Below are 25227 nucleotides of genomic sequence, written 5' to 3' on the forward strand. Positions count from 1 at the left end.
TGGGCGGGGTTCAGGTGGCGCGGGAATGACCGAGCGCACGAGGCTCGCCGTATGGGGCGACCCGATCGGCCACAGCAGGTCGCCGGCGATCCACTCGGCCGCATACCGCCTGCTCGATCTCGACTGGCAGTACGAGCGACGCCAGGTGGACGAGAGCATGTTCGCCGATGCGCTCGAGGATCTCGACGACTCATGGCGCGGCCTGTCGCTGACCATGCCGCTGAAGGAGATCGCGCACGGGGCATCCGATGAGCTCGATCGCCACGCCGCGCTGACCGGGGCGGTCAACACGCTGCTGCTCGGCACCACGCGCCGCGGCTTCAACACCGACGTCGGAGGCATCGTCGACGCATTCACGCACGCCGGCATCCGCGAGGTCGCCAGGGCGCGCGTTCTCGGAGCGGGCGCCACCGCGGCATCCGCGCTGGTCGCGCTGCGCGACCTCGGGGCGACACGGGTCGATCTCCGCGCCCGCCGCCCGCAGGCCGCAGACCGGCTGCGGAGCCTCGCGGACGCGCTCGGGATCGTCCTGACCGTCGAAGGGTTCGAGCAGCCGGCATCCGACGTCGATGTCACCGTCGCCACCCTGCCCAGCGGCGCGGTTCTCGACGATGACGTGGCCACCCCCCTCACGGCCGTCGGCGGCACCCTGTTCGAAGCCGCCTACGCGCCGTGGCCGTCCGCGCTGGCAGCCAGATGGCCGGCAGAGAACGTCATCTCCGGCTTCGAGATGCTGCTCTACCAGGCCGTCCGGCAGATCCGCATCTTCCGCTTCGGCGATCAGGAGCAGCAGCTCCCGCAGGAGGACGTCATAGTGGCGGCCATGCGGGCGCGGGCCATGGAAGACTAGAGCAATGCTCCGCGTGCTCACGGCCGGCGAATCCCACGGCCCCGAACTCATCGCCATCATGGAGGGACTTCCCTCCGGTGTCACCATCACGGCCGAGGCGATCCAGGCCGACCTCCAGCGCCGCAAACTCGGCTACGGCCGCGGCTCGCGCATGAAGTTCGAACAGGACGAGCTGACGATCTCGAGCGGCATCGTGCACGGCCGCACGCTGGGCAGCCCGATCGCGCTGCGCATCGGCAACACCGAGTGGCCGAAGTGGACCGAGGTGATGAACCCGGCACCCACCGAGCTCACCGATCGCTCGCGCGGCAGGGGAGCAGCGCTCACCCGGCCCCGCCCCGGACATGCAGACCTCGTGGGCATGCAGAAGTACGACTTCGACGAGGCGCGGCCCATCCTCGAGCGTGCCAGCGCCCGGGAGACCGCGGCTCGCGTGGCACTGGGGGCACTGGCACGCGCGTTCCTGTCGGAACTCGGCATCCGCCTGGTGAGCCACACGCTCTCGATCGGCCCGGTTCAGGTGCCTCATGACGCCGCGCTGCCCACCCCCGATGACGTCGACGCCCTGGACGCCGATCCGCTGCGCTGCTTCGATGCGAGCACTTCCGCTCTGATGGTGGCCGAGGTCGACGCAGCCAAGAAGGACGGCGACACGCTCGGCGGCATCGTGGAGGTGCTCGCTTACGGGCTGCCGCCAGGGGTCGGATCGCACGTGCACTGGGATCGCCGCCTCGACGGGCGTCTCGCGCAGGCGCTGATGAGCATCCAGGCGATCAAGGGCGTCGAGGTCGGCGACGGGTTCGAGACCACCCGCCGCCGGGGCTCAGCCGCGCACGACGAGCTGTTCAACGCCGCAGACGGCATCACCAGGGCATCCGATCGCGCAGGTGGCACCGAGGGCGGCATGACCACCGGCACGGTGCTCCGCGTCCGTGCCGGCATGAAGCCCATCGCGACCGTGCCGCGTGCTCTGCACACGGTCGATGTGGCCTCCGGCGAGAGCGCGACCGCGCACCACCAGCGCTCCGATGTGTGCGCCGTGCCGGCGGCGGGTGTCGTGGCCGAGGCCATGGTCGCCATCGAGCTGGTCAACTCGCTGCTGGAGAAGTTCGGCGGCGACAGCGTGGGCGAGACGCGTCGCAACATCGAGTCGTACCTGGCGGCGATCCCCGAGACGCTCCGCACGGCTCCGGCGTCCGAGGCGGCGCTGGTCGCCCATGATGAGCGCGCCTGAGCATCCGCTGACACTGGTTCTGGTCGGCCCGATGGCCGCCGGCAAGACCAGCGTGGGCCGCAAGATCGCACGCATGCTGGAAGTGGCGTTCATCGACACCGACAAGCGCATCGCGGCCGCCCACGGACCCATACCGCAGCTCTTCGCCGAGCACGGCGAGACGCACTTCCGACAGCTCGAGCGCGACGTCGTCGCGTCGGCCGTCGCCGAGGGCGGCGTCGTGTCGCTGGGTGGTGGCGCCGTGACGGATGCCGCCACCAGGACACTGCTCATGGATCATCCGGTCGTCTTCCTCACCGTCAGCGAAGAGGCTGTCGCACACCGGATCGGCGGCGGCGGTCGCCCGCTGCTCGCCGGCGACGACGACCCGCTGACACGATGGCGCAGCATCTTCGAACAGCGACGCGGCTGGTACGAAGAGGTCGCGGATCTGACCGTCGACACGTCGCGACGTCCTATGAGGACCATCGCCGAGGAGATCGCAGCCTGGAGGAAGGAACAGTCATGAGCACGACGACAATCAGCGTCACGGGGCAGACCGCGTACGACATCACCGTGGGGCGCGACATCCTCGACACCGTGTCCGAATCGCTGGCGCCGAGCGTGCGGAAGGTGCTCGTCGTGCATCCGCCGACCCTCGCGGTCCGGGCTGCAGAGCTGCGCGATCGACTCCTTGCCGACACCGCCGACGGCCCGCGGGAGGTGCTGCTGGCCGAGGTCCCGGATGCCGAGCAGGGCAAGCGCATCGAGGTCGCCGCATTCTGCTGGCAGGTCATGGGTCAGGCGGACTTCACCCGCACGGATGCCGTCGTCGGCTACGGCGGAGGGTCGGTCACCGACCTCGCCGGCTTCGTCGCGGCGACGTGGCTGCGCGGTGTGCAGGTGGTGCAGGTGCCGACGACCGTGCTCGGCCTCGTCGATGCGGCGGTCGGCGGCAAGACCGGCGTGAACACGGCCGAGGGCAAGAACCTCGTCGGCGCCTTCTGGGCGCCGAGCGCTGTGATCGGCGACCTGGACGAGCTGAGCACCCTCAGCTCCAATGAGGCCACGGCGGGCTACGCCGAGGTCGTCAAGGCGGGTTTCATCTGGGCGCCCGAGATCCTCGACATCGTCGAGGCCGACCCGCAGCGGGCCGTGGATCCGTCCAGCGACGCGTTTCGCCGCACCGTCGAGCTGGCGATCGAGATGAAGGCGAAGGTCGTCTCGAGCGACTTCCGCGAGGCGGGTCTGCGCGAGATCCTCAACTACGGGCACACGCTCGGACACGCGATCGAGCACTCCGAGCGCTACCAGTGGCGGCACGGCGCGGCGATCTCGATCGGCATGATGTACGCCGCCGAGCTCTCGCGGCTCGCCGGTCGTCTCTCGGACGCCGGCGCCGACCGTCACCGTTCGGTGCTGGAGTCACTGGGCCTGCCCACCGCTTACCGCGCCGGCGCGTGGCAGCAGCTGCTGGCCACGATGCAGCGCGACAAGAAGGCGCGTGGCGGCCTGCTGCGCTTCATCCTGCTCGACGACATCGCCAAGCCGACCGTCGTCCAGGCCCCGGACGAGACTCTGATGTTCGCCGCGTACCAGGAGATCGCGGGCTGATACAGTCCGGTGCATGTCGGGATCGGGAATCTGGGCTGGGACGCTGCTGATCGCCGTCGCAGCGCTGACCGGATGCGGCTCGGGCGATGGCGAGGCCGGCTTCGGTCTCGGTGACCTGTCTCCGCAGGGCCGAGCGGAGGTGCTCGTCTCCGCCGGAGTGTCCGCGAGTGCGCTCGAGGGGGCCTTGGCGGTGGCCGGGAACGGCTGCTTCCTCTGGGAGGGTGACGTGGGCGACAGCGCATGGATCGTCTGGCCGGACTCCGCGGAGCCGGACAGGTCGGACGGCGCCGGGGTGATCCTCGATGACGGGAGCGCGGTGACGGACGGTTCGCCGCTGCGCGGACTCGGCGCCCTGGTGACGTTGGAAGACCTGCCCGCCGGCGCGAGCCCGGATTCGTACTTCGGGTCGTTCGGTCGGTTCTGCGGCGCAGACGAAGCCGGCGTCATCGTGCTCGCCGAAGTGACGAAGGGATGAGCGCTGGTAGTGTGCGGAGCGTGTCCGCAACCCATCGCCTGCTGCTCGTGAACGGTCCGAACCTCAATCTGCTCGGAACCCGGGAGCCGGACGTGTACGGCACCGCGACGCTCGCCGATGTGGAGCGCCTCACGGCTGAAGCGGCGGGGGCGTCCGGCTACGAAGTGCGCGCTGTGCAGAGCAACCACGAGGGCATCCTGATCGACGCCATCCACGCCGCACGCGCGGACTGCGCGGGCGTGATCATCAACCCAGGGGGACTCACGCACACTTCCGTCGCGCTGCGCGACGCCCTGACCGGCATCGGCCTGCCGTTCGCGGAGGTGCACATCTCGGACGTCTACGCCCGAGAGGAGTTCCGCCACTTCTCCTACCTCGATGACGTCGCCGCCGTTCGCGTGGTCGGCAAGGGCGTCGACGGCTACGCCGAGGCCGTGCGCGCGCTGATCGCGGCGATCGGCGTCACTGAGCCGTGACACGACGCTGAAACGCGCATCCCGGGCATCCGATAGAATCAATCCTCGGCCACTTCTCGCGCGCATCCGCGCCGGCCATCTGACTTCGACACGAACGGACATGCACGCATGGCATCCACTGCAGACATCAAGAACGGCGTCGTCATCAAGATCGACGGACAGCTCTGGAGCGTCGTGGAGTTCCAGCACGTCAAGCCGGGCAAGGGCGGGGCGTTCGTGCGCACCAAGCTCAAGAACGTCGTGACGGGCAAGTCGGTCGACAAGACGTACAACGCCGGCACGAAGATCGACATCGAGAACGTCGACCGCCGCGACTTCACCTACCTGTACACCGACGGTGACAGCTTCGTCTTCATGGATGTCGAGGACTACGACCAGCTGAGCGTCTCCGAGGCCATCGTCGGCGATGCCAAGAACTACATGCTCGAGAACCAGCGGGTGCAGATCGCCCTTCACGACGGCAACCCGCTGTACATCGAGCTGCCGGCATCCGTCGTCCTCGAAGTGACCTACACCGAGCCCGGCCTGCAGGGCGACCGCTCGTCGGCCGGCACCAAGCCGGCCACCGTCGAGACCGGCTACGAGATCCAGGTCCCGCTGTTCCTCGAGCAGGGCACGAAGGTCAAGGTCGACACCCGCACCGGTGACTACCTCGGCCGCGTCAACGACTGACCTTGAGCGCTCGCACCAAGGCGCGCAAGCGCGCCCTCGACATCCTGTTCTCCTCGGACATCCGCGACGAGGATCTAGCTGTGGCCCTCGCAGCCGCCGCGAAGCGCGCGGCGAGCGAGCCCGCCCGCGAGGCGTCCTGGCTGTACGCCCGTGACATCGTCGACGGCATCGTGGATCACCGCGAAGAGATCGACGAGCAGATCACGACGCACAGTCGCGATTGGAAGCTCGAGCGGATGCCCGCGGTGGATCGCGCCCTGCTGCGCATCGGCACGTGGGAGATCGTCTACAACGACGAGGTCCCGACGGCCGTCGCCATCGATGAGGCCGTCGAGCTCGCCAAGGAGCTCTCCACCGAGGACTCCGGCGCGTTCGTGCACGGCGTGCTCGCCCGCATCGCCCGCTCCGTCTGACGGCGGCGCACCGCGCACCACGGCACCTCGGAGGCGACGCCATGTCGGAGGCTGAGTGCAGGATGCCCTCATGAGCTCGCCGCGTCCCGATGTCCGTGCGCTGCGCGCGCTGGCCGGGGACGGCGGCTATCAGCGTGGACTCGACTACGCCCGCAAGGGACGAGTCACCGCGGTCCGCTGGGATGCCGCGGCGCAGACTCTCACAGCGGACGTCTTCGGCGGTCAGCGGTCACCGTACCGCTGCCGGATCCGCTTCGACGGCACGCGGGTGATGAACGCGAGCTGCTCCTGCCCGGTGGCATCCGGATGCAAGCACATCGTCGCGACGATCCTCATCGGCGCCGAATCGGATGCCGGGTCCGCTGCGGCGCGCGCGAGTGCGCCACAGCCCGTGGCCGTGCCCAGCCCGCCTCCGCGCGAGCCCTGGGAGCAGTTCGGGGCGTTCTCGCGACCCCCGCTGCCGCCGACGTGGCGATCCATCCTCACTCCGGCGGAGACGCCGCGCGCGACGGGGGCGCTGGCGCTCGGCATCGAGCTGCGGGTCCGTGCCGAGCGCGAGTATGACCGGTGGGGCCCGGCAGCGCTGCGCTCCGCCACTCCGCGCGAACTCAGCGGGGAGCACGGCGAGGTGATGCTCGTCGTGCGCCCGCTCATGCGCAGCGCGTCGACGGGCAGGTGGGTGCATGGCGACGCGAGCTGGGACTCCATGCGCCGCACGTCCGGCCGGTTCGATGCGAGCCAGGTGCGCTGGTTCGTCGACTTCCTGAGCGTCGCCCGCGATTCTCTGCTCTCGGGCACCGCAGGGGACTGGATCGCTCTGGACCGGATCGAGTCGGCGCTGCTGTGGACGCAGCTCGGAGCGATGGCACGTTTAGGGATCCCGGTCGTCCCGACGCAGAAGCACACCCGCGTCCAGCTGGTCGAGAGCGCGACCGCAGGGCTGCGCATCGAACCGGATGAGAGCGGCGACCTCCTCGTATCCGCGGACCTGGCGATCGGCGACGAACCGGTGGTGCCCGAATCGCCGGCTCGCATCGGCCGCATCGGCCGCATCGGCGTGTACCGCTGGGAGGTCGTCGGCTCGGAGATAGAGATCGCCGTCGCACCCGTCGAGCTGCCGGGCGCCGTGCACGCCGCGATGACGGCATCCGGTCCCATCCGCGTCCCGGCGAGTGACCGCGACACGTTCCTCGCCGAGGCCTACCCGGTGCTCGCGAGGCAGGCGCCGGTTCACGCGCCGGGTGGCCTGAAACTGCCACCGCTCGCGGTGCCCGAGCCGGTGCTGCGCGTCTCGTTCCATGGGGGCGACCGGGTCGAGTACCGGTTCGAATGGCAGTACGCCGGGCACGGCACGATCGGGTTCGGGGCGAGCGAAGGCGCGTATCGAGACCCGGATGCCGAGCGCGAGCGTCTCCGCGAGATCGAGGCGATATGGTCGAGCGGCTCGGAGGAGCCCTTCTCGGCGCGGGCGGCGCTGGCAGGGGTCGCCGCCGCCGAATGGTCTGCTCGCATGCTGCCGCTGTTCGAGGACAGCGAGGTGCAGGTGATCATCACCGGACGGCGCAAGAAGTACCGGGAGCTGTCCGGCACGCCCGAGATCACGGTCTCCACGGTCGAGACGAACGATCCCGACTGGTTCGACATGGGCATCATCGTGAAGATCGACGGGCATGCGATCCCGTTCACGCCGCTGTTCACGGCGCTCAGCATGCGGCGGACGAAGCTGCTGCTCGTCGACGGCACGTACCTCTCGCTGGCGCATCCCGCGCTCCAGCAGCTGCGCGAGCTGATCGATGAGGCGGCGGGATTGGTGGAGTGGGAGACCGCACCGCGGATCAGCCGGTATCAGACCGCGCTCTGGGACGACTTCGAGGATCTCGCGGATCAGTCCGAGCCCGCGATCTCGTGGCGCGCGACGGCGGAGGGGCTGCGCGATGTCGAGACGATCCCTGAGACGTCGCCGCCCGCCGGGCTCGACGCCACGCTGCGTCCGTACCAGCAGCAGGGCCTGAACTGGCTGGCCTTCCTCTGGGCGCACCGGCTGGGCGGGATCCTCGCCGACGACATGGGGCTCGGCAAGACCCTGCAGCTGCTGTCGTTGATCGCCCACGCCGCCGAGACGGGGGAGAAGCGGCCGTTCCTGGTGATCGCGCCGACCTCGGTGCTCGCCACCTGGCGCAGTGAGGCCGCGCGCTTCGCCCCCGGTCTGCGAGTGCAGCTGATCGAGGGGACCGGCGCACGGCGTGCCGCGAGCATCTCGGATGCAGCGGGTCGGGCCGACGTCATCGTTACCTCGTACACGCTGCTTCGGCTGGAGGCGGACGCTTACATCGATGTCGAGTGGGCCGGGCTGATCCTCGATGAGGCGCAGTTCGCGAAGAACCCCGCCACGAAGGTGCACCGCGCGATCGCGGATCTGCGCTCGGACGTGGTGATCGCCGTCACGGGAACACCGCTGGAGAACAGCCTCACCGACCTGTGGGCGCTGTTCGCCCTGACAGCACCTGGGCTGTTTCCGTCGAAGCGGCGCTTCCGCGAGGAGTACGTGCAGCCGATCGAGCAGGGCAAGGTGCCCGACAACGAAGAGGGCGGCGAGTACCGCCGACGGCGGCTGGAGCGGTTGCGCCGTCGCATCCGTCCGCTCATGCTGCGACGAACGAAGGACCTCGTCGCGGCCGATCTGCCCGAGAAGCAGGTGCAGGAGGTCTTCGTCGAGCTCAGCGCGCCGCACCGCGCACTGTACGACACTGTGCTGCAGCGCGAGCGGCAGAAGGTGCTCGGCCTGCTCGCCGACCTCGACCGGAACCGGTTCATCGTGTTCCGCTCCCTGACGATGCTGCGGATGCTCGCGCTCGCTCCGCAACTGATCGAGCCGGACGCGCCGCACGTCGCATCCCGCAAGCTGGATGTGCTCCTGGAGCACATCCAGGAGCTTCGGGCGGAGGGACATCGCGCCCTGGTGTTCAGCCAGTTCACCTCGTTCCTGGGGCTCGCCGCCGAGCGCCTGCGAGAGACCGGCATCCCGTACGAGTATCTGGACGGCTCCACACGACGACGGGCCGATGTCATCGACGGGTTCCGCGGCGGCGATGCGCCCGTCTTCCTGATCAGCCTGAAGGCCGGCGGATTCGGTCTGACGCTCACCGAGGCCGACTATGTCTTCCTGCTGGATCCGTGGTGGAATCCCGCCGCGGAATCGCAGGCGATCGACCGCACCCACCGGATCGGACAGACTCGACGCGTGTTCGTGTACCGGTTGATCGCGGCGGGAACGATCGAGGAGAAGGTGCTCGCGCTGCAGCAGCGCAAGGCGCGGCTGTTCACCGCCGTGATGGACGACGAGGCGCTGTTCTCTCAGGTGCTCACCGCCGATGACATCCGCGGACTGCTCGAGAGCTGAGTGACGGGCGCGTCAGCGCGGAACGGATAGTCACGGCCCGACTCGGCGCCTTCTGAGAGAGCCCCGGTAGAATCGACGGGTCCACAGCAAGAGGAGAGACATGCGGATCACGGGACTCGGCCACGCCGGGATGTTCATCGAGACGGCCGGCGGAAACATCATCTGCGACCCGGTTCTCGGTCCATCCTTCTACGGCTCCTGGTTCCCGTTCCCCGACAACCGCGGACTCGACTGGGAGCGCTTCGGACGGGAGGCGGACTTCCTCTACATCTCGCACCGGCACCGCGATCACTTCGACCCGCGCCTTCTCGAGAAGTACATCTCGAAGGACATCGAGGTGCTGCTGCCGGAGTACGTCACCGATGACCTCGAGGTCGACATCCGCAAGCTCGGATACGACAACATCACCTACGCGCCCGCGGGCAAGGTGATCGAGCGCGGCGAACTGAAGCTCATGATCACGCCGCTCCGCGCCCCCAGCGACGGTCCCATCGGCGACTCGTCGTTGAGCGTCGACGACGGCACCGCGTCGATCCTGAATCAGAACGACTCGCATCCGCTCGATCTCGAGGCGCTGCTCTCCTTCGGCAAGCCCGAGGCGTACTTCACCCAGGTGTCCGGCGCGATCTGGTGGCCGATGGTCTACGACCTGCCGCAGGACGCCAAGCAGAACTTCGCGAAGCTCAAGCGCGAGGCTCAGAACAAGCGCGCGATGTACTACATCGAGAAGGTCGATGCGCCCCACGTGTTCCCGATGGCGGGTCCGCCGATGTTCCTGCGCGAGGAGCTGTTCAGGTACAACGGCACAGGTCAGGACGACGACTCGATCTTCACCGATCAGAAGGAGTTCCTGGCGCACCTCAAGGAACAGGCCCCGCAGTACGACGGACAGCTGTTCATCCCCGGCACCGTTGTCGAGATGAACCACGGTGAGATGACCGTGTCGCAGTCGCTGTACAGCGACGCGGAGATCGCGCACATCTTCGACGAGAAGTGGGAGTACCTGGCCGAGCAGAAGGCGACCCGCCAGCAGGAGATCGTCGACGAGGAGGCGACCCGCGCCGAGGTGCTGCCCCCGGCCGAGATGCTCGCCGCCATCAAGGAGTGGTGGGAGCCGCTGCTGAAGAAGTCGCGCACGATCCGTCTCGGCGTCGGCGGCAGCGTCCGCTTCCGCATCGGCGAGCTCGACATGGTCGTCGACTTCCCGAAGGCGAAGGTCCGCGAGTACGCGGGGGAGGAGTGCATCTACTGGTACACGATCCCCGCCGACCTGGTCTCGACGAACATCCGCGATCACGAGATCGACTGGTCGAACTCGATCTTCCTGTCGATGCAGTTCTCCGTCGGCCGAAGCGGCAAGTTCAACGAGTTCCTGACCACGTTCCTGAAGTGCCTGTCGGTCGATCGCATCGAGTACGTCGAGAACTGGTACCAGGAGCAGACCGACCAGACCGAGGACGCCGAGATCGGCGACTGGGTCGTGCAGCGCCGCTGCCCGCACCTGCGCGCCGACCTGACCCGCACGGGCAAGATCGACGAGGACGGCGTGCTCACCTGCAGCATGCACGACTGGAAGTGGGACCTGAACACCGGGAAGTGCCTGTCCACAGCCGGTCACGAGATCCGCGCGAAGAAGCTCGACCCGGTCACCGACGAGGCGCTGCGCCTCGGCGTCTGATGGGCGCCGATACCAGCATCCGACTGCTCACGCTCGACGACCTCCTCGGCGGCGCGGTCCGTGCCGGATTACTGACGGCGGAGCGAACGCTCGGCGTGTCGCGGGCGCGACACGCCCGTGAGACGCGTGGGCGTCAGTGATCAGGAACGCAGAAGCAGGTCCTGGAGCTCGGCGGGGCGCAGGTCGAGGTCGGGCAGGTCGCTGGGGCAGACGCGCTCGATTTCGTACCGGCCCCGGGACCTGTCGGTGAGCTCCGGGGCGTGCCGCAGCGAGGAATCCGTGCTGACGAGGCGGGCGGCGCAGAAGATCTCCGATCGGATGCCGTCGAGCTGGCGCTCATGGAGGATCTCGCCGATCACGGCCTCCGCGCCCAGCTCCTCGCGCAGTTCGCGGCGCAGGGCATCCGCGGGTGACGCGTCCGTCGGTTCGACTCCACCGCCGGGGGTCGTCCAGTACGGCTCCTGACCTGCACGAGTGCGCTTGATCAGAACGATCCGACCGTCAGCATCCGACAGCACAGCCCTGACTCGCAGCAGCGGTGCGGAGATCTCGACGACGTCGGGGAACTGCAGAGCGTTCCAGAAGGTGACGGCGGCGTCGCCGGCCGGCACCTGCCCCTGCGCCACCATCCACGCCGTCAGCACCATGCCGTGCGTGCCGACAATCAGGTGCTCGGCCGCGTGGGCGAGCAGCCCATCGTGGAAGCGCTGCGCGGCGGCGTCCGGCGCCTCCCACCCGTCATGACGATCGTCGAGGTCGCCCGCGACCCACGCAGCACGCGCCGCGCGGAAGCCGTCGTGCACCCGCTCGACGCGATCCACCTCGCGCAGGCGCGGATCGGTCGGGACCTGCGCGATCGACGAGCCCACCGCCAGCGCAACCGTCTGCCGCGCCTTGCGCTCAGGGCTCGACACCACGATCGTGCCGGCGTCGACCTCGAGCACCAGGGCAGCGGCTGCGGCGACCCCCGCGTCGCTGAGCGGCCACGCGCTCGGCGGCGACGCTGAATCCACTTCGGGCATCGCGTGACGCACGAAGGTCAGGCGTCGCAGAGCCGGCATCCGATCAGGGTATCCGAGGGCCTGCGCCGCGCGTCAACGAGCACAGGCTGTTTCACGAGCGCAGGCCGAATCACACGAAGGCAGCCTGTACTCGGCAACGGGCCTGTTCCCGTGCACGGCCTCGTGCGCAGCAGCCGGCACGGCCCGGGCTAGACTGGAGTCATCACCACCTTTAACCCCGTCCTGTGAGGCGGAGAAGGGACGTGGCCATTGTCTGCATGCACCGTGCTGCAAGAAGCCGATATCGCGCGCGCTCTGACGCGCATCGCCCATGAGATCCTCGAATCCAACCGCGGCGCCGAAGGCCTCGTCCTTCTCGGCATCCCGACTCGGGGAGTGACTCTGGCAGACCGACTCGGTCCGGTCGTCTCCGGCATCGCCGGTGTCGACATCCCGGTCGGATCGCTCGACATCACGCTGTTCCGCGATGACCTCTCGAAGCACCCGACCCGCGCGCCGAAGCGCACCGAGATCCCCGTCGGCGGGATCGACGGCAGAACCGTCGTGCTCGTCGACGACGTGCTGTTCTCGGGTCGCAGCATCCGCGCCGCCCTCGACGCGCTGCAGTCGATCGGACGCCCCGCCGCGGTGCGCCTGGCGATCCTCGTCGACCGCGGCCACCGCGAGCTGCCGATCCGCCCCGACTTCGTGGGCAAGAACATCCCGTCTTCTCGTTCTGAGCGTGTCAACGTGCGTCTTCGCGAACTCGACGGCGCCGACGAGGTGACGATCGAATCATGAGGCACCTGCTCGACACCCGCACCCTCGATCGCGAGCTGGCGCTGCGCATCCTCGACGTGGCCGAAGACATGGCCGACACCCAGTCGCGCGAGGTCAAGAAACTCCCGACCCTGCTCGGGAAGACCGTGGTGAACCTCTTCTTCGAGGACTCCACCCGCACGCGCATCTCCTTCGAGGCGGCGGCCAAGCGGCTCTCCGCCGACGTCATCAACTTCGCGGCGAAAGGGTCCAGCGTCTCCAAGGGCGAGAGCCTGAAGGACACCGCCCAGACTCTGGAGGCGATGGGAGCGGATGCTGTGATCATCCGCCATCCCGCCTCGGGCGCGCCCCGCACGCTGGCGACCAGCGGCTGGATCTCGGCCGGCGTGCTCAACGCCGGCGACGGCACGCACGAGCATCCCACCCAGGCGCTGCTCGACGCCTTCACGATCCGCAAGCGCCGATACAGAGCAGACAGCCGTGGCCACGACCTGGCGGGCCTGCGCATCGTGATCGTCGGCGACGTGCTGCACTCACGCGTCGCCCGATCCAACGTCTGGCTGCTGTCCACCCTGGGCGCGGACGTCACGCTGGTCACCCCGCCGACGCTCGTGCCGCAGAACGTCACGCAGTGGCCCGTGCGGGTGCTGTACGACCTCGATGCGGCTCTCGCCGAGGGCCCGGATGCTGTCATGATGCTGCGCATTCAGGGCGAGCGGATGCATGCCGCGTATTTCCCGACTGAGCGGGAGTATTCGCGCATGTGGGGGCTTGACGCAGTGCGCGCGGCATCGCTGCCGAGCGGTAGCATTGTCATGCACCCCGGCCCCATGAATCGCGGTCTCGAGATCTCTTCCGATGCCGCCGATTCGCCGCGCTCCACCGTGCTGGAGCAGGTCGCGAACGGGGTCTCGGTGCGGATGGCCGTGCTCTACCTGCTTCTGGCAGGCGGACGGAACGAAGACGGAAGAAGCGAAGAACGAGGGGAAGTGAAGTGAGCCAGACCCTCGTCGTCACAGGAGTCCAGCTGCTCGGGCGCGAAAGCGCCGACATCGTGATCGAGAACGGTGTCATCACCGAGATCGGCGCAGGGCTCAGCAGAGCCGGTTCGCGCGTGATCGACGCCGCGGGTCTCGTCGCCCTCCCGGGGCTCGTCGACCTGCACACGCACCTGCGCGAGCCCGGCTTCGAGGCATCCGAGACGGTGCTGACCGGTACGCGGGCGGCGGCAGCAGGCGGCTTCACCGCCGTGTTCGCGATGCCCAACACCCAGCCGGTCGCCGACACGGCCGGCGTCGTCGAGCAGGAGCTCGCCCTCGGCGAGGCCGCCGGCTACGCCACCGTGCAGCCCATCGGCGCCGTCACCGTCGGCCAGAAGGGCGAGCGCCTCGCCGAGCTCGGCGCGATGGCATCGTCCCGCGCACGCGTCCGCGTGTTCAGCGACGACGGATTCTGCGTCTGGGACCCGCTGATCATGCGCCGTGCGCTGGAGTACGTGAAGGCGTTCGACGGCGTCATCGCCCAGCACGCACAGGACCCTCGCCTGACCGAGGGCGCCCAGATGAACGAGGGCGTCGTCTCCGCAGAGCTGGGTCTTACCGGCTGGCCGGCCGTCGCCGAGGAGTCGATCATCGCCCGCGACGTGCTGCTCGCCGAGCATGTCGGATCCCGCCTGCACGTGTGCCACCTGTCCACCGCCGGCTCGGTGGACCTCATCCGCTGGGCCAAGAAGCGCGGCGTGCAGGTGACCGCAGAGGTCACGCCTCACCACCTGCTGCTGACCGATGAGCTGGTGCGCGACTACGACGCCCGCTACAAGGTGAACCCGCCGCTGCGCACGCAGGAGGACGTGATGGCGGTGCGCGAGGGCCTCGCGGACGGCACGATCGACATCGTCGCCACCGACCACGCCCCGCATCCGTCCGAGAACAAGGCGTGCGAGTGGCAGTCCGCCGCGAATGGCATGGTGGGGCTCGAGAGCGCACTCCGCGTGGTGCATCAGTCGATGGTGACCACCGGGATGCTGGAATGGTCGGACGTCGCCCGCGTGCTCAGCACGACACCCGCGCGCATCGGTCAGCTGGACGGCTTCGGCTCTCTCGAGGTCGGCCGGCCCGCGCACATCACGCTCTACGACCCATCAGTGCCCGGTGTGTTCACCGAGGCCGATCTGCATGGCCGCAGCCACAACTCGCCGTACCTCGGCCGCGAGCTGCCCGGCCGGGTGCAGTGGACGATCCACGGCGGCGTGGTCACCCTTGACGGCGGAACACTGGTTGAGCAGTTGCACGAGCGGAGCACCGTATGACGCGTGAACTCGCCGGCCTGATCATGGCCGCCGCGGCCGCACTCATCCTGCTGGCGATGTTCTTCGCATGGCGTGCGCGCCTGCGACGCGACTCGGGGCTCAGCGCGCCCATCGGCGTGCCGGAGCATGCCGAGGTCACCGCTCGCCAGGAGATCCTCTACGTCGCCACGACGAAGCACGATCAGCCTCTGGAACGGGTCGCCATCCGCCCGCTGACCTACCGCGCCCGCGGAGAGCTCGTGCTCACCGACCGCGGGGTGGCGCTCAGCCTCGACGGAGCCCCGACGGTCTTCCTCGCCTCCGGGCGGCTCGTCGCCGCCGATCGTGCGACCGTCACGATCGACCGGGTGGTCGAGCGCGATGGGCTGATCCGCCTGGTGTGGCGTGCGGCCGACGGCATCCTCGTCGATTCCTTCCTTCGGCTCGCGTCAGCCGATCCTCAGCAGATCTTGCCGGAGCTCGAGCGCCTGTGCGCCGCTTCGGAGAACGGAGTGAACCCTTGACCACGCAGAATCCCGACGCTGCCGTACTCGTCCTCGAGGACGGCACCCGCTTCGCCGGCCGCGCCTACGGCGCCCGCGGCACCACGCTCGGCGAGGTCGTCTTCGCCACCGGAATGTCCGGCTATCAGGAGACGCTGACCGATCCCTCCTATGCCGGGCAGATCGTCCTGCAGACCGCTCCGCACATCGGCAACACCGGTATGAACAGCCAGGACAACGAGTCCTCGAAGATCTGGGTCGCGGGCTACATCGTCCGCGACCCCGCACGTCGCGTGTCGAACTGGCGAGCCGAGGAGTCGCTCGACGACGCACTCGTGCGCGATGGGATCGTCGGCATCAGCGGCATCGACACGCGCGCGCTGACCCGCCGGATCCGCGACGCGGGAGCGATGCGCGGAGGGATCTTCTCCGGCGCGGACGCAGCACTGGACGGCGCCGAGCAGCAGCGTCGGGTGACCGAGGCTCCCGAGATGGCCGGACAGAACCTGTCGGCTGCCGTCTCGGCATCCGAGGCGCGGGTGCTGCCCGCCACCGCGGAGCGCATCGGCAACCTCGCCGTGCTCGACCTCGGCGTGAAGCAGTCGACGCTCGAGAACCTCACCGCTCTCGGCTTCGACGTGCATGTCCTGCCGCAGTCGGCGACCTTCGCCGACATCCAGGCGATCGAGCCCGCCGGCGTCTTCTACTCGAACGGTCCCGGCGACCCCTCGGCCTCGGACACGCAGGTGGCCGTGCTCCGCGAGGTGCTCGATGCCCGCCTGCCGTACTTCGGCATCTGCTTCGGCAACCAGCTGTTCGGCCGCGCGCTCGGTCTCGGCACCTACAAGCTGACCTTCGGACACCGCGGCATCAACCAGCCGGTGCTCGACAGGGCGACCGGCCGCGTGGAGATCACGGCGCACAACCATGGCTTCGCGGTGGAGGCACCGCTGGACGGTCCCTTCGAGAGCCCGAACGGCTACGGCCTCGTCGAGGTCAGCCACGTCGGACTCAACGATCAGGTCGTCGAGGGCATCCGCGCCCACGGAATCCCGGCGTTCTCCGTCCAATACCACCCCGAGGCGGCGGCAGGACCGCACGACGCCCACTATCTCTTCACCCGCTTCCGCGATCTCGTCATCGCGACCCAGGAGGCCAGCAAGTAATGCCGAAGCGCGACGACATCAATTCCGTTCTGGTCATCGGCTCCGGCCCGATCGTGATCGGCCAGGCCTGTGAGTTCGACTACTCCGGCACCCAGGCGTGCCGCGTGCTGCGCGAGGAGGGCGTGCGCGTCATCCTGGTGAACTCCAACCCGGCCACGATCATGACCGACCCCGACTTCGCCGATGCGACGTACATCGAGCCGATCACCCCGGAGGTGATCGAGACGATCATCGCCAAGGAGAAGCCCGACGCCATCCTGCCCACCCTCGGCGGCCAGACCGCGCTGAACGCCGCCATGGCGCTGCACGAGCGCGGAATCCTCGAGAAGTACGACGTCGAGCTGATCGGCGCGAAGGTGGATGCGATCCGCAAGGGCGAGGACCGTCAGATCTTCAAGGAGCTCGTGATCGAAGCGGGCGCAGACGTCGCCAAGTCGATCATCTGCCACACCATGGACGAGCTCATCGACGGTGCGGCCGTGCTCGGCTACCCGCTCGTCGTTCGTCCGAGCTTCACCATGGGCGGACTCGGGTCGGGCTTCGCCTACGACGAGGAGGACCTGCGCCGCATCGGCGGCGCCGGGCTGCATGACTCGCCGACCAACGAGGTGCTCCTCGAGGAGTCGATCCTCGGCTGGAAGGAGTACGAGCTCGAGCTGATGCGCGACACCGCCGACAACACCGTGGTCGTCTGCTCCATCGAGAACGTCGACCCCGTCGGCGTGCACACCGGAGACTCGATCACCGTCGCACCGGCGCTCACGCTCACCGACCGCGAGTTCCAGAAGATGCGCGACATCTCGATCGACATCATCCGCGCCGTCGGCGTCGACACCGGCGGGTGCAACATCCAGTTCGCCGTCGACCCGACCAACGGCCGCATCATCGTCATCGAGATGAACCCCCGGGTCTCGCGCTCCTCGGCGCTGGCATCCAAGGCCACCGGGTTCCCGATCGCCAAGCTCGCAGCCAAGCTCGCGCTCGGCTACCGCCTCGACGAGATCCCGAACGACATCACCGGTGTGACGCCGGCGAGCTTCGAGCCGACGCTCGACTACGTGGTCGTCAAGGTGCCGCGGTTCGCGTTCGAGAAGTTCCCCGCGGCGGATGCCACGCTCACCACCACCATGAAGTCGGTCGGCGAGGCGATGGCGATCGGCCGCAACTACACGACCGCACTGCAGAAGGCGCTGCGCTCGCTCGAGAAGCGCGGCTCCAGTTTCCACTGGGGCCCGGAGGAGCGCTCCGTCGAAGAGCTGCTCGAGATCTCGAAGACGCCGACCGACGGACGCATCGTCGCCCTGCAGCAGGCGCTGCGCAAGGGCGCCACCATCGAGCAGGCCTTCGAGGCCACGGCGATCGACCCCTGGTTCATCGACCAGATGGTGCTGATCAACGAGGTCGCCGACGCGGTCGCCGCTGCCGCAGACCTGGATGCCGACACGCTCCGCCTCGCCAAGGAGCACGGCTTCTCGGACGCGCAGATCGCGCAGCTGCGCGGCCTCGACGAGGTCGAGGTGCGCAGCATCCGCCACGGCTTCGACCTGCGTCCGGTGTACAAGACGGTCGACACCTGTGCGGGGGAGTTCCCCGCGCTCACGCCGTACCACTACTCGAGCTACGACTTCGAGAACGAGGTGGCGCCGAGCGACCGCACCAAGGTCGTCATCATCGGCTCGGGCCCGAACCGCATCGGCCAGGGCGTCGAGTTCGACTACTCGTGCGTGCACGCGTCGTTCGCGCTGTCGGAAGCCGGATTCGAGACCGTAATGGTCAACTGCAACCCCGAGACCGTCTCGACCGACTACGACACCTCCGACCGGCTGTACTTCGAGCCGCTGACGCTGGAGGACGTGCTCGAGGTGCTCGACGCCGAGGCGCGCAGCGGCGCCATCCTGGGTGTCGTCTGCCAGCTCGGCGGCCAGACCCCGCTGGGGCTCGCCAAGGGCATCGAGGCCGCCGGATACAACGTGCTCGGCACGAGTCCGGCTGCGATCGACCTCGCCGAGGAGCGCGAGCTGTTCTCGCGTCTGCTCGACGACGCGGGACTCATCGCTCCGCGCAACGGCACGGCGATCGATGTCGACGGCGCGGTGCGCGTCGCCGAGGAGATCGGCTACCCCGTGCTGGTCCGGCCCAGCTTCGTGCTCGGCGGTCGCGGCATGGAGATCGTCTACGACACCGTCGCGCTGCGCGACTACTTCGTGCGCACCGAGGGCGAGGTCATCATCGAGGAGGGCAAGCCGCTGCTGGTGGACCGCTTCCTCGACGACGCGATCGAGATCGACGTCGACGCGCTCTACGACGGCACCGATCTGTACATCGGCGGCGTCATGGAGCACCTCGAAGAGGCCGGCATCCACTCGGGGGATTCGAGCTGCACCCTGCCGCCGGTCTCGCTCGGGCGCACCGACATCGATCGCGTCCGCACGGCGACGCTCGCGATCGCCGAGGGGGTCGGCGTGCGCGGACTGCTCAATGTGCAGTTCGCGATCAGCGCCGGTGTCCTCTACGTGATCGAGGCGAACCCGCGCGCGAGCCGGACCGTCCCGTTCGTGTCGAAGGCACTCGGCATCCCGCTCGCCAAGGCGGCGAGCCGCATCATGGCGGGAGCCACCGTCGCCGAGCTGATCGATGAGGGCATGCTGCCCGCTCAGGACGGCTCGCGTGTGCCGCTCGGCGCCCCGGTCGCCGTGAAGGAGGCGGTGCTGCCCTTCAAGCGGTTCCGGACGCACGACGGCAAGATCGTCGATTCGGTGCTCGGCCCGGAGATGCGCTCCACCGGCGAGGTTATGGGCATCGACCGCGACTTCCCGACCGCGTTCGCGAAGAGCCAGGCTGCGGCCTACGGCGGCATGCCGACCGAGGGAACCGTGTTCATCTCGGTGGCCGACGCCGACAAGCGCGCCGTGATCCTGCCCGCGCATCGCCTGCAGCAGCTCGGATTCGAGCTCGTCGCGACTGAGGGCACTGCCGAGATCCTCAGCCGCAACGGCATCGGCGTCACCGTCGTGTCGAAGTACAGCGAGACGCAGGACAGCGGCGGTCAGAACATCGTCGACCTCATCAACGACGGGCGGATCGACATCGTCGTGAACACCCCGAGCGGAGGCGCCGCGCGCGCCGACGGCTACGAGATCCGTGCGGCGGCCGTCGCCGCCGACAAGGCGCTGTTCACGACCATGGCCGTGCTCGGCGCCGCGGTGAGCGGAATGGATGCCGCGCACGAGGGCTTCGATGTGCGCAGCCTGCAGGAGTACGCGCTGGATCGCGAGGGGTCGGCGTGACCCAGTCGTTCGGTGCCCGCCTCCGCGCGGCGCTCGACGCGCACGGCCCGCTGTGCGTCGGCATCGATCCGCATGCGGCCCTTCTCGAGCAGTGGGGGATGGGGCAGGATGCGGACGGCGTCCGCTCCTTCAGCCTCGCGGTCGTCGAGGCTGCGGCGGGGCGGGTCGGCGTCGTGAAGCCGCAGGTGGCGTTCTTCGAGCGGTTCGGCTCGCGCGGATTCGCCGCGCTGGAGGATGTGATGTCGGCTGCGCGCGCGGCGGGGCTGCTCGTGCTGGCGGATGCCAAGCGCGGGGACATCGGCTCGACGATGGCCGGCTACACATCGGCGTGGCTCGAGGCGGGCTCGCCCCTTGAGGCGGACGCGGTGACGGTCAGCCCGTACCTCGGACCGGAGTCGCTGCGCGAGACCCTGACCGGCGCCGTCCGCGCCGACAAGGGGGTGTTCGTGCTCGCCGCGACGAGCAACCCCGAGGCGGCGGCGCTGCAGACCGCGCAGACGATCGATGTCGCGGCCGGCGAGGCCGAGACGGTCGCGCAGCGCGTCGCGCGCGACGTCACCTGGGTGAACGGGTCGGATGCCTTCGGCGGCGGTCTGGGCCCCGTGGGGCTCGTCATCGGCGCGACGGTGGAGCGCGCCGAGTTCGGGTTGGACGACGCCGGGCTCTCGCAGACCCCGATTCTCGCACCGGGATTCGGAGCCCAAGGGGCGACGCCGGACGATCTGGTCGCCCGCTTCGGCTCGCTCGCGAGCAATGTTCTCGCGAGCGAGAGCCGCAGCATCCTCACCGCAGGACCCGACGGCATCGCCGAGGCCATCACCGCGCGCGCTGCGCGCTATCAGGAGGTTCTTCATGGCTGATCGCCGTGCCGTTCCGGATGTCGATCGCGCAGCCGCGTCGCGGCGCGCACTCGAGCGCCGCCGCGGCAGGGCGTCGCTGAAGCGGGATCTGACCACCCGTGTCATCGCGCCACAGGACGTCCTCCGCCAGGCGACCGAGGACGCTGACTCGGATGCCGCGACGATGCGCATCACCGATTTCCTGACCGCACTGCCGGCGATCGGCGCCGGAAAGCGCGACCGCCTGCTCGAAGAGCTGAGCATCTCGCCGGTGAAGCGTCTCGGCGGTCTCGGGGTTCGGCAGCGCGTCGCGCTCTCCGAGTGGCTGGACCAGCGATTCCCTCGACACCGTCCGCGGGCGGCCCGCAGCCGTCTCCTGGTGCTCGCGGGCCCTACGGCCGTCGGCAAGGGCACGGTCGCCGCGCACATCAGGCAGACGCATCCCGAGATCCACCTCTCGGTGTCCGCGACGACCCGCAGTCCTCGACCTGGTGAGGTCGACGGCGTGCACTATTTCTTCGTCGACGACGCCGAGTTCGACCGACTCGTCGCAGAAGGACAGCTGCTGGAGTATGCGGTCGTGCACAACAAGCACCGCTACGGCACTCCGCGCGGGCCGGTCGACGCGGCGCTTGCCGAGGGAAAGACCGTCCTTCTCGAGATCGATCTGCAGGGCGCCCGACAGGTGCGGGCCGCTGAGCCGTCGGCATCCCTGGTCTTCCTGCTGCCGCCGACGTGGGACGAACTCGTCGACCGGCTCGTCGGTCGAGGCACCGAGGATGCGGAGGAGCGCACCCGTCGGCTGCGCACCGCGCGCACTGAACTGGCCGCTCAGAACGAGTTCGATTACCTCGTCGTGAACGGCGACGTCGCCACCGCGGCGGAAGAGGTCGTAGAATTGTCTTCAGGCTCTGCGCGCTGATCCGTTCGCGCGCACGCATCCATCTACTTCGCGACACGTCACACGCACATCGTCGCCTGACCAGGAGGTCCACCATGGCCGGAACCAACCAGGGCATCATCGACCCGCCCATCGACAACCTTCTCGAGCGCGTCGAGTCGAAGTACGAGCTCGTCATCTACGCATCCAAGCGCGCGCGTCAGATCAACGACTACTACTCCGACCTGCACGAGGGCAACCTCTTCGACAACGTGGGGCCGCTGGTCGACTCGTCCGTTGAGGACAAGCCGCTCACCATCGCGCTGCACGAGATCAACGAAGACAAGCTTCGCATCCGTCACGCAGAGTGACCTTCAGCGTGTGAGCCGCCGACGTCCGACCCCGGATGTCGGCGGCTTCATGCACACTGGCCTGCAACACAACGGCGTCGAGTCGAATCCGGCTCCGCCCGAACCCGCCGATCTGGAGCACCCATGAGCGCGCTGCGTCTGTTCACTTCCGAGTCCGTCACCGAGGGGCACCCCGACAAGATCTGCGACCAGATCTCGGACAGCATCCTCGACGGGCTGCTCACCGTGGACCGCGGGTCGCGCGTCGCCGTCGAGACGCTCGTCACGACCGGGCTCGTCCATGTGGCCGGCGAGATCCGCTCCGAGGGGTACGTCGACATCCCGACGATCGTGCGCAACGTCGTCAACGGGATCGGGTACACCTCGAGCGACACCGGCTTCGACGGGTCGTCGTGCGGTGTGAGCATCTCGGTGGGGGAGCAGTCCAGCGACATCGCCTCGGGCGTCGACCAGGCACGCGAGCACCGCGAGGGAGCATCGACCGACCCGCGCGATCTGCTCGGCGCCGGCGATCAGGGCATCATGTTCGGCTTCGCCACGAACGAGACGCCCCAGCTGATGCCGATGGCTGCCTGGACCGCGCACCGCATCGCCGAGCGGCTGACCGAGGTCCGGCGCTCGGGCGAGCTGTACTTCCTGCGCCCCGACGGCAAGACGCAGGTCACCCTGGGCTATGAGGGGCTGACTCCGAAGACCGTGGATGCCGTCGTGCTGTCGACGCAGCATCACCCCGAGATCTCGCAGGATGCGCTGCGAGAGGCCGTCCGCGAGCTCGTGATCGACCCGGTGCTCGAGCAGACCGGTCTCGACCTCGCGTCCGACCTCAAGTACTACATCAACCCGGCGGGTCCGTTCGTCATCGGCGGGCCCAAGGGCGATGCAGGGCTCACCGGCCGCAAGATCATCATCGACACGTACGGCGGAGCGGCCCGTCACGGCGGCGGAGCGTTCAGCGGCAAGGACCCGTCGAAGGTCGACCGCTCCGGCGCCTACGCGATGAGGTGGGTGGCGAAGAACGTCGTCGCCGCCGGGCTCGCCGACCGTGCCGAGGTGCAGGTCGCCTACGCGATCGGCGTCGCACGCCCGGTCGGCCTGTACGTCGAGACGTTCGGCACGGGCAAGATCGACGACGAGACGATCACGCGAGCCATCATCGAGGTGTTCGACCTGCGCCCGCAGGCCATCATCGAGGAGCTCGACCTGCTGCGCCCGATCTACGCGCAGACTGCCGCGTACGGCCACTTCGGGCGCGAGCTCCCCGACTTCACGTGGGAGCGCACCGACCGCGCCGAAGAGCTGCGCCGCGCTGCCGGCTTCTGAGGCCGGGGTGGCTGCCGAGCCCGTCGCTCCTGCACAGCAGGCGACAGCGGATCCGGGGGGAGGTCGGCGCATTGCGCGCGTGCTGATCGATTCGCCGCTGCCGCAGCTGGACCGGCTGTTCGACTACGCCCTGCCCGAGCATCTCGGCGAAGTCATGCCGGGCGTGCGCATCAAGGCACCGCTGCGCAGCGCGGGACGGATGATCGACGGCTTCGTCGTCGAGGTCGATGAGGAGCCGGATGCGACGCGCACCCTCTCCGAGATCGACAGCGTTGTCTCGCCGACGGTCGTGATGCCCGATCGTCTGTACCGGCTGGCGCGTCGCGCGGCGGATCGTGCCGCAGGTTCCGCGTCGGACGTGCTGCGCCTGGCGATCCCCAAGCGCCAGGTGCGCGTCGAGAAGTCGTGGCAGTCCGTCACCGAGACTGCGACGATCACAGCGGAGTCGCTCGCAAGGGCGCGTGAGGTCGTCGCCCGGTACGAAGGTCTCGACGCCGTGCTGTCAGGTGCCGGTCGTGCCGCGGTCGAGGCGATCCCGGTGCAGGAGGGGAGCATCCCGGGGTGGGCCGCCGTGCTGAGCGCGGCCGCCGCGGTGACGCTCGCGGACGGACGCTCCAGCATCCTCGTCGTGCCTGACTACCGCGATCAGGAGCTGCTGCTCGCGACGCTGCAGGAGATGCTCCCCGATGACGCCATCGTGCGCCACGATGCGCGCCAGAGCAACCCTGATCGCTACCGCGGATTCCTGCGCACGCTCGACGAGGCGCCCTGCGTCGTCATCGGCAACCGCTCGGCGGTCTACTCCGCCGCGCGCGCCGGGCTGGTGGCGATCTGGGATGACGGCGACCCACTGCTGGCAGAGCCGCTGGCCCCCTACGTGCACGCGCGCGACGCGGCGCTGATCCGTCAGGAGCAGGAGGGCAGCGCACTGCTGCTGGTCGGGCACGCGCGCTCCACCGACGCGGAGCGTCTGGTGCTTCATGGCTGGATGCAGGATGTCACCGCGGCGCGCCGCATCACGCCGAAGGTGCAGCTCAGCACGCCGCAGGAGCTCGAGCAGACGGCGCAGCGCGTTCCCTCAAGCGCCTTCGCCACCGCCCGCGCCGCCACGGCCGACGGCCCAGTGCTGGTGCAGGTCGCGCGGCCCGGCTTCGCTCCGACGCTGGTCTGTGCCACGTGCCGCGCGCCGGCGCGCTGCGCCCATTGCGGGGGACCGCTCGGGGCACGCCGACGCGGCGCCGTGCCGGTCTGCGGCTGGTGCGGGGTGTCGGCGAACTCGTGGCGGTGCAGCCAGTGCGAATCGACGCAGGTTCGACTGGCCTCCTCCGGCACCGAGCGGACCGCAGACGAGCTGGGCCGCGCGTTCCCGGGAGTCCGCGTGATCGTCTCGGACGGCGCGCACCCCGTGCAGCACGTCGACGACAAGCCCGCGCTCGTCGTGGCCACCCGCGGTGCCGAACCGATCGCTGCGAACGGATACCGCGCCGTCATCCTGCTCGATGGGGCGCGGATGCTGCAGGCGCCGGAGCTGCGCATCGGAGAGTCGTGCCTGCGCTGGTGGTCCAACGCGGCCGCCCTGGCCGCTCCCGGAGCACCGATACACCTGGTGGGCGTCAACGGCCCGGTCGCGCGAGCGCTGGCCACGTGGACACCTGCCGTCTACGCCCGCAGCGAGCTCGAGAGCCGTCGGCCGCTGCAGATGCCGCCCACCACCCGCGTCGCCCAGATCGACGGGCTGCCTGCCTCCGTGCGCGCGGCTCTCGACGCACTCGCGCAGATCGGCATCCGAGGCGAAGCCGTGCTCGGTCCGGTTCCCATCGGCGACGAGGGACGGATGCGAGCGCTGGTGCGCTTCGAATACGCAGCCGGCCAGGCCGTCGCCAGCGCGCTGCGCGCGACCGTCGTCGCCGAGGCGGCGCAGGCCCGCCGCGGCAGGGGACGACAGCGGATCCCGCTCGCCGTGCACCTCGATATCCTCGAACCAGAGATCTGATCTGCCCCG

22 protein-coding genes are annotated in these 25227 nt (G+C 69.1%); 21 read left to right on the plus strand and 1 reads right to left on the minus strand.

Translation table 11 applies throughout. The features are described from left to right. Positions 1–25: 25 nt before the first annotated feature. The 10 genes from ACQUSX_RS02035 (at position 26) to ACQUSX_RS02080 (ending at position 10791) form a co-directional block, all read left to right on the plus strand. The gene (locus ACQUSX_RS02035) at positions 26–850 is read left to right on the plus strand and encodes a shikimate dehydrogenase family protein (RefSeq protein ID WP_428905304.1); all 825 of its coding nucleotides are present in this window, start codon (positions 26–28) and stop codon (positions 848–850) included. 4 nt (positions 851–854) lie between these two features. Then, complete coding sequence (gene aroC, locus ACQUSX_RS02040) at positions 855–2084, plus strand: chorismate synthase (RefSeq protein WP_428905305.1); 1230 nt, start codon at positions 855–857, stop codon at positions 2082–2084. Continuing rightward, positions 2071–2592 (plus strand): shikimate kinase, encoded by a 522-nt coding sequence (locus ACQUSX_RS02045; protein WP_428907570.1) that lies wholly within the window; start codon positions 2071–2073, stop codon positions 2590–2592. Before aroC ends, ACQUSX_RS02045 begins: the two co-directional genes overlap by 14 nt. After that, entirely contained in the window at positions 2589–3677 is a 1089-nt protein-coding gene (gene aroB / locus ACQUSX_RS02050; RefSeq protein ID WP_428905306.1) for a 3-dehydroquinate synthase, read from the plus strand. Before ACQUSX_RS02045 ends, aroB begins: the two co-directional genes overlap by 4 nt. A gap of 13 nt (positions 3678–3690) precedes the next feature. Beyond that, positions 3691–4152 (plus strand): hypothetical protein, encoded by a 462-nt coding sequence (locus ACQUSX_RS02055; protein ID WP_428905307.1) that lies wholly within the window; start codon positions 3691–3693, stop codon positions 4150–4152. Between the two features lie 20 nt (positions 4153–4172). After that, positions 4173–4628, plus strand: coding sequence for a type II 3-dehydroquinate dehydratase (locus ACQUSX_RS02060; RefSeq protein ID WP_428905308.1), 456 nt, complete (start codon positions 4173–4175; stop codon positions 4626–4628). A gap of 108 nt (positions 4629–4736) precedes the next feature. Then, entirely contained in the window at positions 4737–5300 is a 564-nt protein-coding gene (efp, locus tag ACQUSX_RS02065) for an elongation factor P (RefSeq protein WP_428905309.1), read from the plus strand. 2 nt (positions 5301–5302) lie between these two features. After that, complete coding sequence (nusB, locus tag ACQUSX_RS02070) at positions 5303–5713, plus strand: transcription antitermination factor NusB (RefSeq protein WP_428905310.1); 411 nt, start codon at positions 5303–5305, stop codon at positions 5711–5713. A gap of 70 nt (positions 5714–5783) precedes the next feature. Beyond that, positions 5784–9113: a DEAD/DEAH box helicase gene (locus ACQUSX_RS02075; RefSeq protein WP_428905311.1), complete on the plus strand. Its 3330-nt coding sequence runs from the start codon at positions 5784–5786 to the stop codon at positions 9111–9113. A 100-nt stretch (positions 9114–9213) separates the two neighbouring features. Next, positions 9214–10791, plus strand: coding sequence for a Rieske 2Fe-2S domain-containing protein (locus ACQUSX_RS02080; protein WP_428905312.1), 1578 nt, complete (start codon positions 9214–9216; stop codon positions 10789–10791). Between the two features lie 140 nt (positions 10792–10931). On the opposite strand, the gene ACQUSX_RS02085 is transcribed toward ACQUSX_RS02080, so the two are convergent. Next, positions 10932–11852, minus strand: a complete 921-nt coding sequence (locus ACQUSX_RS02085; protein WP_428905313.1) for an NUDIX domain-containing protein — start codon at positions 11850–11852, stop codon at positions 10932–10934. A gap of 210 nt (positions 11853–12062) precedes the next feature. Here ACQUSX_RS02085 and pyrR point away from each other — a divergent pair, with 210 nt between their 5' ends. The 11 genes from pyrR (at position 12063) to ACQUSX_RS02140 (ending at position 25218) form a co-directional block, all read left to right on the plus strand. Then, positions 12063–12593, plus strand: coding sequence for a bifunctional pyr operon transcriptional regulator/uracil phosphoribosyltransferase PyrR (gene pyrR / locus ACQUSX_RS02090; RefSeq protein WP_428905314.1), 531 nt, complete (start codon positions 12063–12065; stop codon positions 12591–12593). Next, positions 12590–13570 carry an aspartate carbamoyltransferase catalytic subunit gene (locus ACQUSX_RS02095; protein WP_428905315.1) on the plus strand — a complete coding sequence of 327 codons (981 nt, stop codon included), beginning with the start codon at positions 12590–12592 and terminating at the stop codon, positions 13568–13570. The genes pyrR and ACQUSX_RS02095 overlap by 4 nt, the downstream gene beginning before the upstream one ends. Further along, positions 13567–14880 carry a dihydroorotase gene (locus tag ACQUSX_RS02100; RefSeq protein WP_428905316.1) on the plus strand — a complete coding sequence of 438 codons (1314 nt, stop codon included), beginning with the start codon at positions 13567–13569 and terminating at the stop codon, positions 14878–14880. Before ACQUSX_RS02095 ends, ACQUSX_RS02100 begins: the two co-directional genes overlap by 4 nt. Next, positions 14877–15383 carry a PH-like domain-containing protein gene (locus ACQUSX_RS02105; protein ID WP_428905317.1) on the plus strand — a complete coding sequence of 169 codons (507 nt, stop codon included), beginning with the start codon at positions 14877–14879 and terminating at the stop codon, positions 15381–15383. The genes ACQUSX_RS02100 and ACQUSX_RS02105 overlap by 4 nt, the downstream gene beginning before the upstream one ends. Next, entirely contained in the window at positions 15380–16528 is a 1149-nt protein-coding gene (carA, locus tag ACQUSX_RS02110; RefSeq protein WP_428905318.1) for a glutamine-hydrolyzing carbamoyl-phosphate synthase small subunit, read from the plus strand. The genes ACQUSX_RS02105 and carA overlap by 4 nt, the downstream gene beginning before the upstream one ends. Next, positions 16528–19815 carry a carbamoyl-phosphate synthase large subunit gene (gene carB / locus ACQUSX_RS02115; protein WP_428905319.1) on the plus strand — a complete coding sequence of 1096 codons (3288 nt, stop codon included), beginning with the start codon at positions 16528–16530 and terminating at the stop codon, positions 19813–19815. Before carA ends, carB begins: the two co-directional genes overlap by 1 nt. After that, a complete protein-coding gene (gene pyrF, locus ACQUSX_RS02120; RefSeq protein WP_428905320.1) occupies positions 19812–20675 on the plus strand; it encodes an orotidine-5'-phosphate decarboxylase in 864 nt (287 codons plus the stop codon). Before carB ends, pyrF begins: the two co-directional genes overlap by 4 nt. Beyond that, on the plus strand, positions 20668–21576 hold the full coding sequence (gmk, locus tag ACQUSX_RS02125; protein WP_428905321.1) for a guanylate kinase: 909 nt from the start codon (positions 20668–20670) through the stop codon (positions 21574–21576). Before pyrF ends, gmk begins: the two co-directional genes overlap by 8 nt. Positions 21577–21650: 74 nt before the next feature. Then, complete coding sequence (gene rpoZ / locus ACQUSX_RS02130; RefSeq protein ID WP_179410807.1) at positions 21651–21905, plus strand: DNA-directed RNA polymerase subunit omega; 255 nt, start codon at positions 21651–21653, stop codon at positions 21903–21905. A 123-nt stretch (positions 21906–22028) separates the two neighbouring features. After that, positions 22029–23225, plus strand: a complete 1197-nt coding sequence (metK, locus tag ACQUSX_RS02135; protein ID WP_428905322.1) for a methionine adenosyltransferase — start codon at positions 22029–22031, stop codon at positions 23223–23225. Positions 23226–23232: 7 nt separating this feature from the next. Continuing rightward, a complete protein-coding gene (locus tag ACQUSX_RS02140) occupies positions 23233–25218 on the plus strand; it encodes a primosomal protein N' family DNA-binding protein (protein ID WP_428905323.1) in 1986 nt (661 codons plus the stop codon). Positions 25219–25227 lie beyond the last annotated feature (9 nt).

Source organism: Microbacterium alcoholitolerans, assembly GCF_050408615.1.
In the GTDB taxonomy this organism is placed as follows: Bacteria; Actinomycetota; Actinomycetes; order Actinomycetales; family Microbacteriaceae; genus Microbacterium.

What these genes read in the sequence shown, in the direction of transcription:
- ACQUSX_RS02035 (WP_428905304.1), top strand. Translation starts at nt 26, where the DNA reads ATGACCGAGCGCACGAGGCTCGCCGTATGGGGCGACCCGATCGGCCAC.
- aroC (WP_428905305.1), top strand. Translation starts at nt 855, where the DNA reads ATGCTCCGCGTGCTCACGGCCGGCGAATCCCACGGCCCCGAACTCATC.
- ACQUSX_RS02045 (WP_428907570.1), top strand. Translation starts at nt 2,071, where the DNA reads ATGAGCGCGCCTGAGCATCCGCTGACACTGGTTCTGGTCGGCCCGATG.
- aroB (WP_428905306.1), top strand. Translation starts at nt 2,589, where the DNA reads ATGAGCACGACGACAATCAGCGTCACGGGGCAGACCGCGTACGACATC.
- ACQUSX_RS02055 (WP_428905307.1), top strand. Translation starts at nt 3,691, where the DNA reads ATGTCGGGATCGGGAATCTGGGCTGGGACGCTGCTGATCGCCGTCGCA.
- efp (WP_428905309.1), top strand. Translation starts at nt 4,737, where the DNA reads ATGGCATCCACTGCAGACATCAAGAACGGCGTCGTCATCAAGATCGAC.
- ACQUSX_RS02075 (WP_428905311.1), top strand. Translation starts at nt 5,784, where the DNA reads ATGAGCTCGCCGCGTCCCGATGTCCGTGCGCTGCGCGCGCTGGCCGGG.
- ACQUSX_RS02080 (WP_428905312.1), top strand. Translation starts at nt 9,214, where the DNA reads ATGCGGATCACGGGACTCGGCCACGCCGGGATGTTCATCGAGACGGCC.
- ACQUSX_RS02085 (WP_428905313.1), bottom strand. Translation starts at nt 11,852, where the DNA reads ATGCCGGCTCTGCGACGCCTGACCTTCGTGCGTCACGCGATGCCCGAA.
- ACQUSX_RS02095 (WP_428905315.1), top strand. Translation starts at nt 12,590, where the DNA reads ATGAGGCACCTGCTCGACACCCGCACCCTCGATCGCGAGCTGGCGCTG.
- ACQUSX_RS02105 (WP_428905317.1), top strand. Translation starts at nt 14,877, where the DNA reads ATGACGCGTGAACTCGCCGGCCTGATCATGGCCGCCGCGGCCGCACTC.
- carB (WP_428905319.1), top strand. Translation starts at nt 16,528, where the DNA reads ATGCCGAAGCGCGACGACATCAATTCCGTTCTGGTCATCGGCTCCGGC.
- gmk (WP_428905321.1), top strand. Translation starts at nt 20,668, where the DNA reads ATGGCTGATCGCCGTGCCGTTCCGGATGTCGATCGCGCAGCCGCGTCG.
- rpoZ (WP_179410807.1), top strand. Translation starts at nt 21,651, where the DNA reads ATGGCCGGAACCAACCAGGGCATCATCGACCCGCCCATCGACAACCTT.
- metK (WP_428905322.1), top strand. Translation starts at nt 22,029, where the DNA reads ATGAGCGCGCTGCGTCTGTTCACTTCCGAGTCCGTCACCGAGGGGCAC.